We start from the raw sequence: 7,711 nt of genomic DNA on the forward strand, positions 1-7,711 counted from the left end.
TCGCGAGACCCCGCCTCAAAGATACCGCTGCGCCCGCTGTCTGGATGGCCGTCCTGTCTGCCTGAGCAGGTATCCTTTGTATAACAAAATATCTTGTCCATATCGACTATTTGCACCAGAGCCGCCGCTCCCGCGTTCCACCGCCACGCGGATCAAGCCTCTTACGGCAGCGACACTCCTGTCGCTCAATACGCGAATTGCCGGTAGTTTTCATCGAACGTGCGCGCGGTTTCTTCGACAACCGGATTGGAGCGCAACAGACGACGCGCGCGGGGCGGAAGCTTGGCAAGCACCTTGCGCGGCACGTCGATATGCACCTCCGGCCGGAAATACCATGCGCGGCTATAGCCGATCACAACCATCGGCCGCGGATCGCCGGTCAGGTTCGGCGTGCCGCGATGCAGCCCGCGCACGTCGCGGATCATCACGTCGCCGACTTGCATCGGCACGCGCTCGGCTTTGAAGCGCCCTGCCTCCAAGCCTTCGAGCGCTTCTTCTCGCGAAATCCGATGCGTCCCGCGCGTCGTCTCCAGCGGACCATTGCGATCGTCGACATCCACGAGCGGAAAATTCACCGCGAGCTGAAAGGACGGCGTTTCCGGTGCGTCGTCGAAAAGCGGCGGCGTGTCGCGATGCCAGTCCTGGAACTGCGAGCCGAGCACAGGCGTGTCCGTGGCGAGCTGGCACATCACCGGATCGCGGCCCGCCACGCGCTCGACGATACCGACGATGTCGTCATCGCAGACGATGGCGGGATCTGCAAAAAGGCCTTCGAACGGCAGCGTCACGTAATAACGGCCGGGGCCGCGATTACCGTTCGCGTCGGAATCGACATGAGGCTGGAGCAGCGGCACGAACGCGTCGCGCCACGCTTCGATCGTCGCGCGCGGAAAGTGATCACGCAACAGCAAGAAGCCGTCTCGGTTGAACGCATCCGCGAGTGCGTCTCTCGTGCTTTCGTCGTAACGGCCCATGTGCATCCTCCATGTCGGCTTGCAAAAAGAATTGCACGCACGTAATCGCGTCGTCAATGTTATTAGTAATATTCAGTGAAAACCCCGATCCGGTGGGCGTCGATGCGCGTTGTTCATCGTTAATATTAGTGGTAAGTTTGTTGCACTCCCGCCGGCAAGCCCATGAAGAAGACGACTCAACGCCGCCCTACCATGACCGACATTGCGAAGCTCACCGGCGTCTCGCAATCGACGGTCTCGCTCGTGCTCAACAACGCGAGCGGCGCGAAGTTTTCCGACGCCACACGTGACAAGGTGCTGCGCGCGGCGCAGGAACTCGGCTACCGGATGACGCAGCGCGAACCGAGCGGGCTGCCATCGTTCAACGCGGCGCAGGGCGAACGTAACGTGATCGTCTATCTGGCCGATGAAATCTCCACGAGCCCGCATCCCGTCGTCAGCATCGACGGCGCGCGCGATGCCGCGTTCGCCCACGGCCGCATGCTCGCGGTGTATTCGACGCATGGCAACGCGGAGATCGAAACCCGCGTGCTCGAAGCGACGCTCGGCAACACGAACGTGCTCGGCGTGATCTACGCCACCGTGTTCACGCGCCGTGTGGCCGTGCCCGCAGCGCTCGCCCGCGTGCCCACCGTGCTGCTGAACTGCTATTCGAGCGACGCCGATCTGTCGTCGGTCGTGCCCGCCGAGGTCGCGGGCGGCCATACGGCGACGGACTATCTGCTCGCGGCGGGGCATCGGCGGATCGGCTATATCAACGGCGAGCCGTGGCAGGATGCGGCGCGCGACCGTCTGAAGGGTTATCGCACGGCTTTGGCGACGGCAGATTTGCCGTTCGCGCCCGAGCTCGTTCGCGAAGGCGACTGGGGACCGGGGACGGGGTTCGAAGAAACGCTCTCGCTGATGCGCGAGCCGAATCCGCCGACCGCCATTTTCTGCGCCAACGACCTGATGGCGCTCGGCGCAATCGAAGCGCTCAAGCAGCTCGGCCTGGGCGTTCCCGACGACGTTTCCGTGCTGGGCTACGACGATCAGGAAATCGCGCGGCACACGCACCCGCCGCTCTCGACCGTCGTGCTGCCGAACTATGAACTCGGCAAATGGGCTGTCGAAACGCTCCTGCAGGAAGAACACAACCGCGCGGCGGGCGCTCCCGTGCGGCGTCGGACGGTCAAGCTCGACGGACCGCTGATCGAGCGCGGCTCGGTCAAGGTCATCGCTGAATCGAAGCACCTCGCTATTAATAATCTTAACGACTAGCCGCTAATCAGGCTTTCTCGCAACAGGCAGTCGACCGGGCATCACAAGCATCGGCATTGACAAGAAAGAGGCAAACCATCCTTATCGGAGGAAGACATGCTTTCGCTCAGGAAGAAAACGGGCCTGCGCCCGATCGCTGCATCGTTTATCGCACTCGCTGCCTTTACCCTACCCGCCGGCTTAGGCATCGCGCATGCCGCGGACGACGCGCTGCCGAAGATTCCGAACAAGAAGCCGCTGAGGGTCGGCTTCGCGCAGACGGAAAGCAACAACCCCTGGCGGCTCGCGGAGACGCGCAGCTTCAAGGAGGTCGCGTCGAAGTGCGGCTGGCAGATCGTCATGACCGATGCCAACAGTTCCGCCGCCAAGCAGGTCGCGGACATTCAAAGCATGATCGCGCAACACGTCGATCTGCTCGTGTTCCCACCGCGTGAAGAAAAGCCGCTCGTCCCTGTCATCATGCAGGCGAAGAAGGCGGGCATTCCCGTGATTCTCGTCGACCGCAACGTCGATCAGTCGATGGCCAAGGCCGGCCGCGACTACATCACGTTCATCGGTTCGGACTTCATCGACCAGGGACAGCGCGCGGCGAACTGGCTGGTGAAGGCGACTAATGGCAAAGCCACCATCATCGAACTTGAAGGCTCGACGGGTGCGTCCGCCGCCAACGATCGCAAAAAGGGCTTCGACGATGTCATCGCCAAAAATCCAGGCATGAAGATCGTGGCGTCGCAGAGCGGCGATTTCGCGCGCGACAAGGGCCGCCAGGTGATGGAGACGCTGTTGCAGGCGCATCCGGACGCGACCGCCGTCTATGCGCACAACGACGAGATGGCGCTCGGCGCGATCGCCGCGATCAAGGCCGCGGGCAAGCAGCCCGGCAAGGACATCCAGATCGTGACGATCGACGGCACCAGGGGCGGACTGGAAGCCATCAAGGCAGGCGAACTCGGCGCGAGCGTGCAATCGAGCCCGTTCTTCGGCCCGCTCGCGTGCGATGTCGCGCAGAAGTACGCGAAGGGCGAAACCATTCCGCCGTGGGTCAAAGTCTCCGATCGCTTCTATGACAAGAGCAACGTCGACGCAAGCATGCAGTACGGCTATTGAGCGGAGTGTGTGTGCCCGGGCGGGCGCTTTTCCCGAAGCGCTCGCTTTGTCGTTTCGATTCTTTCGGTAATGGATAACGCACGATGGCTCAGGCTCCGTTGCTCGACATGCAGGATATCGATATTGCTTTCGGCGGCGTCGCGGCATTAAAGCGCGCACGGCTGACCGTGACAGCGGGCGAAGTGCATGCGCTGATCGGCCAGAACGGCGCGGGCAAATCGACGCTCATCAAGATCCTCACCGGCGCGTACCGGAAAAGCGCGGGCACGATTCGCTTCGACGGACGCGAAGTCGATTTCCGCACGCCAAAGGAAGCACGCGAAGCGGGCATCAGCACGATCTATCAGGAGATCAATCTGGTGCCATTCCGATCGGTCGCGGAAAACATGTTTCTCGGACGCGAGCCGCGCCGTTTCGGCTTGATCGACTGGAAGACCGTGCAGCGTCGCGCATACGAACTGCTCGAATCGTTCGGACTGAAGATCGACGTGAAGAAGCCCGTGCGCGAGTATTCGACCGCGATCCAGCAGATGGTCGCGCTCGCGCGCGCGGTGTCGTCGGATGCGAAGATGGTCATCATGGACGAATCGACGTCGTCGCTCGACGAGCGCGAAGTCGAGCTCCTGTTCAAGGTCGTGCGCCGTCTGCGCGACGACGGGCGCGCGGTGATCTTCGTGTCGCATCGGCTGGACGAACTGTATGCGCTGTGCGATCGGGTCACCGTTATGCGCGACGGGCAAACCGTCGTCGAAAGCGCAATGCAGGAGATGGACAAACTGAGGCTCGTCACGACCATGCTCGGCCGCAAGCTCGCCGCCGTCGTCCAGGAAGACAGCGCGGTCAAGGGAGCGAATCTCGCGAAGCGCGGCGGCCTCACGCTGAGCGCGCACGGACTGTCGGCAGGCGCAAAAGTCGCGGACGTTTCGCTCGATGTCCACGCGGGCGAAGCAGTCGGCCTCGCCGGGTTGCTCGGGTCGGGCCGCACGGAGACCATGCGCCTGATGTTCGGCGCCGAGCGTCCGGCGAAAGGCTCGCTCTCGATGAACGGCGAGACCGTCGCATGGAAGTCGCCGAAGGACGCAATCGGGCATGGCGTCGCGTATCTGACGGAGGATCGCAAGGCCGAAGGCATCGTGCCGGAACTGTCCGTGCGCGACAACCTCACGCTCGTGTGTCTGCCCGCGCTCACCAAACGCGGCCTCGTGGACGTCGCCCGGCAGAAAGAAATCGTCGATGGCTTCATCGAGTCGCTCGGCATCAAGCTGCGCTCGGCCGATCAGCCGATCCGCGAACTGTCGGGCGGCAATCAGCAAAAGGTGCTACTCGCGCGCTGGCTGGCGACGCATCCGCGTCTATTGTTGCTTGACGAACCGACGCGCGGCATCGATGTCGGCGCGAAGGCCGACGTCGCGAAGATCGTGCGCGAACTGCGCGATTCGGGCCTGGCGGTGCTGCTGTCGGCGTCGGAACTCGAAGAGCTGACGGCGGTGGCCGATCGCGCGGTCGTCATTCGCGATGGCCAGACTGTCGCTCAACTTGACGGCGCGCAGATGAACGAGGCCTCGATCATGGACGCAATCGCGTATGGCACGGGCGCGCAGTCGACGCTCGCTGAAGCGGTGGAGGAAGCGAAACATGATCGATGACACCCAACGCGCCGCGCCGCTCGTTCAAGCGCCTGCGAGAAAAAAACGCGGCGTCGCGATTCAGCGCGAGATCGTCGTGCTCATCGCGATGATTATTTTCAACCTGCTTTTCACGCCGCATTTTGTGTCGCTGCAGACCTTCAACGTGAATCTGACGCAGGTGGTGACGATCGTGATCGTCGGCATCGGCATGACGCTGGTGGTGGCGACGGGCGGCATCGACCTGTCCGTGGGCGCGTCGATGGCAATTGCCGGCGCACTCGCGCCAATGCTCTTCATGAACATCGCGGGGCCGCTCGGCATTCTGCTCGCCTTTACGCTGCCGATCATCGCGGCTGCGCTATGCGGCGTGTTCAACGGCCTGCTCGTCACGCGGCTTCGCGTGCAGCCTATCGTCGCGACGCTCGTGCTGTTCATCGCGGGACGCGGCATCGCGCAGGTCGTCACCGACGGCAGCCTGCAGGCCTTCACCAATCCGGCGTTTCAATGGATCGCGCTCGGCAAGGTCGCCGGCGTGCCCTTCCAGATCCTGCTGATGCTCGCGCTCGTCGCGGTCTTTACGTGGATCGTGCGCAAGACGCTGTTCGGCAAGTACCTGCTCGTGACGGGCGGCAACGAGGACGCGGCGTATCTGTCGGGCATACTGACCGCGCGCGTGAAGATGATCGCCTACACCGTCTGTGCGGCGCTCGCCGGACTCGCTGGTCTGATTTCGATCTCGGTCAATTCGTCGTCGGATGCAAACGTGATCGGCCTGGGCGTCGAGCTCGATGCGATCGCGGCGGTGGCCGTCGGCGGCACAGCGCTGACGGGCGGCAAGGCGTATATCACCGGCACGCTGATCGGTGCGGTCATCATCCAGTTGCTCCGTTACACCCTGCTCGCGCACGGCATTCCGGATGCAGCGGCGTTGGTGCTGAAGGCGGCAATCATCATCGTCGCGGTGTACGTGCAACGCAAGCGAGGTTGACGTTCATGAAGAAGAATCTGCCCATCGTCACCGCGCTCGTTGCGCTGCTCGCGCTAGGCGCGACCCGCTACGAGCACTTCGCCGACGCGTACAACGTGCTTTCCTTCTGGCGATACAACTCGATGTTCCTGCTGATTTCCATCGGCATGGCGTTCGTCATCATCACCGGCGGCATCGATCTTTCGGTCGGCGCGGTCGCGGCGCTCGCGAGTGTCGTGTCGGCGCTGGCGAGTCCGCATGGCGGCGTGGCCGCGGTGCTGGCGGGATCGTCCGCGGGGCTTGCTATGGGCGTGCTCAATGGGCTGATCCTCACGCGTATGCGCATTCTGCCGTTCATCGTCACACTGGCGACGAGCCTCGGCGCGCATGGCCTCGCGCTGCTGCTCGGTCACAACGACGCGGTCGGCATCGCGTCCGAGTCGAACTTTGCGGGCTTCGGCCAGGGCGATCTCTTCGGCTTGCCGATTCCGGGCATCGTGTCGGCAGTCGCTGCGATTCTCGGCTGCATCGCGCTGCATTCGTCGCGCTTCGGGCGACATGCGCTCGCTATCGGCGGCAGCGAGGAAGCCTCGCGGCTGATGGGACTCAACGTGGATCGCACGCTGATCGCCGTTTATGCGGTGAGCGGCCTGCTTGCCGGCGTTGCCGGCAGCATTCTCGCCGCGCAATTTGGTGCCGGTCAGCCTAACGAGGGCGTGGGCTGGGAACTGTTCGCCATTTCGGCGGTCGTGCTCGGCGGCACACGGCTGACGGGCGGCGAAGGCTCGATTGCCATGACGATCGCGGCGGTCGCGCTGCTCGCGCTCGTCTTCAATTTGCTCAACTTCGAGAACGGGCTGGGCTATATCAGCTTGTCCGCCTACTGGCAGTCGGTGATTCGGGGCATGTTCCTGCTGCTCGTCATCGTGGTGCAGGCGCGGGTTTTGAACCGCAATCGCGGCGCGGTGAAACTCGCGCATTGAGTCGTCGAGCCGCCGCCGTTAGCTTTGCATCGTGAAGACGGTGCCCAAACGGCTGCCGCTTTCGCTCCGCGTTGAGGGTCTCAGCGCTGCGAGATTGCACCACTTTTATCGATCGACCTGAATGCCGCGCTCAGCCATCATCTCTTCCAGATTTCGCACACTCAGCCTTGGGCCACGTATTGCGATCGATTTCATGGTTTTGCTGGTTTCCTATTCCGCGAACACTTCCTGCAAGGTACGCAGCGTGTCCAACATCGTTTCAGCTGCAATAGCGCCTTCTTTCTTGACCACGGGAACCTTGTCTACTGCCCGAATCTGATCGAGCAAGATCAACCTCCTGTTTTCGCTTGAACGTGACCGGTATCCGAAAAGGTGCAGTGCGTCCCCTGGAGGTCATCGGCGCGACGATGACCGTTCGCAGATGGTCGTACATTTCAGGCGGCGATATCACCACGCAGGGCCGCGTCTTTTGAATCTCGCTACCCAGCGTCGGATCGAGCGCGACCAGCCAGACCTCACCGCGCGCTACCATGCAAGCTCGGCATCGTCAGCGTTTCCAAACTCACCCATCAGCAGCGAGCCGTCACCTCAGCAAGCGCCTTGCTCGCCTCGGCCCAGCCTTCACGAGCTTTATGGCGAGTCCGACGAAGCACAATCGCGTCGTTTTCGACGTAAGCGACTCAGCCCGGCCGTTTCCCCGTTCACGCGCGCGTGGGGCACGATGGTGATGGCGTGATGGAGTCCGTGTAGATTATGGGAGATCGTGTCCGCGATCCGCGATCGTGGACACGA

The 7,711-nt window shown here is 62.8% G+C and carries 6 protein-coding genes and 2 pseudogenes; 5 read left to right on the plus strand and 3 right to left on the minus strand.

Translation table 11 applies throughout. The annotated features are described in order from the left end of the window. Window positions 1-185 precede the first annotated feature (185 nt). Complete coding sequence (locus tag ABQJ48_RS37185) at window positions 186-974, minus strand: phytanoyl-CoA dioxygenase family protein (protein ID WP_367842852.1); 789 nt, start codon at window positions 972-974, stop codon at window positions 186-188. A 162-nt stretch (window positions 975-1,136) separates the two neighbouring features. On the opposite strand from ABQJ48_RS37185, the gene ABQJ48_RS37190 reads away from it, so the two are divergent. The 5 genes from ABQJ48_RS37190 (at window position 1,137) to ABQJ48_RS37210 (ending at window position 6,919) form a co-directional block, all read left to right on the plus strand. Then, window positions 1,137-2,234 (plus strand): LacI family DNA-binding transcriptional regulator, encoded by a 1,098-nt coding sequence (locus ABQJ48_RS37190; RefSeq protein WP_367842853.1) that lies wholly within the window; start codon window positions 1,137-1,139, stop codon window positions 2,232-2,234. A gap of 96 nt (window positions 2,235-2,330) precedes the next feature. Beyond that, complete coding sequence (locus ABQJ48_RS37195) at window positions 2,331-3,341, plus strand: ABC transporter substrate-binding protein (protein ID WP_367842854.1); 1,011 nt, start codon at window positions 2,331-2,333, stop codon at window positions 3,339-3,341. Between the two features lie 83 nt (window positions 3,342-3,424). Next, entirely contained in the window at window positions 3,425-4,987 is a 1,563-nt protein-coding gene (locus ABQJ48_RS37200) for a sugar ABC transporter ATP-binding protein (protein WP_367842855.1), read from the plus strand. Then, the gene (locus ABQJ48_RS37205; RefSeq protein ID WP_367842856.1) at window positions 4,977-5,957 is read left to right on the plus strand and encodes an ABC transporter permease; all 981 of its coding nucleotides are present in this window, start codon (window positions 4,977-4,979) and stop codon (window positions 5,955-5,957) included. Before ABQJ48_RS37200 ends, ABQJ48_RS37205 begins: the two co-directional genes overlap by 11 nt. A gap of 5 nt (window positions 5,958-5,962) precedes the next feature. Beyond that, on the plus strand, window positions 5,963-6,919 hold the full coding sequence (locus ABQJ48_RS37210; RefSeq protein WP_367842857.1) for an ABC transporter permease: 957 nt from the start codon (window positions 5,963-5,965) through the stop codon (window positions 6,917-6,919). Window positions 6,920-7,129: 210 nt separating this feature from the next. Here the strand turns inward: ABQJ48_RS37210 and ABQJ48_RS37215 are convergent. Further along, window positions 7,130-7,451 (minus strand): annotated as a pseudogene (locus ABQJ48_RS37215) (type II toxin-antitoxin system PemK/MazF family toxin). Beyond that, window positions 7,445-7,590 (minus strand): annotated as a pseudogene (locus ABQJ48_RS37220) (AbrB/MazE/SpoVT family DNA-binding domain-containing protein); the annotation flags it as partial. The pseudogenes ABQJ48_RS37215 and ABQJ48_RS37220, both read right to left, overlap by 7 nt. Window positions 7,591-7,711 lie beyond the last annotated feature (121 nt).

Source organism: Paraburkholderia suaedae (assembly GCF_040812055.1).
In the GTDB taxonomy this organism is placed as follows: domain Bacteria; phylum Pseudomonadota; class Gammaproteobacteria; order Burkholderiales; family Burkholderiaceae; genus Paraburkholderia.

Coding starts and splice junctions, on each gene's coding strand:
- ABQJ48_RS37185 (WP_367842852.1), bottom strand. CDS start 974: ATGGGCCGTTACGACGAAAGCACGAGAGACGCACTCGCGGATGCGTTC.
- ABQJ48_RS37195 (WP_367842854.1), top strand. CDS start 2,331: ATGCTTTCGCTCAGGAAGAAAACGGGCCTGCGCCCGATCGCTGCATCG.
- ABQJ48_RS37200 (WP_367842855.1), top strand. CDS start 3,425: ATGGCTCAGGCTCCGTTGCTCGACATGCAGGATATCGATATTGCTTTC.
- ABQJ48_RS37190 (WP_367842853.1), top strand. CDS start 1,137: ATGAAGAAGACGACTCAACGCCGCCCTACCATGACCGACATTGCGAAG.
- ABQJ48_RS37210 (WP_367842857.1), top strand. CDS start 5,963: ATGAAGAAGAATCTGCCCATCGTCACCGCGCTCGTTGCGCTGCTCGCG.
- ABQJ48_RS37205 (WP_367842856.1), top strand. CDS start 4,977: ATGATCGATGACACCCAACGCGCCGCGCCGCTCGTTCAAGCGCCTGCG.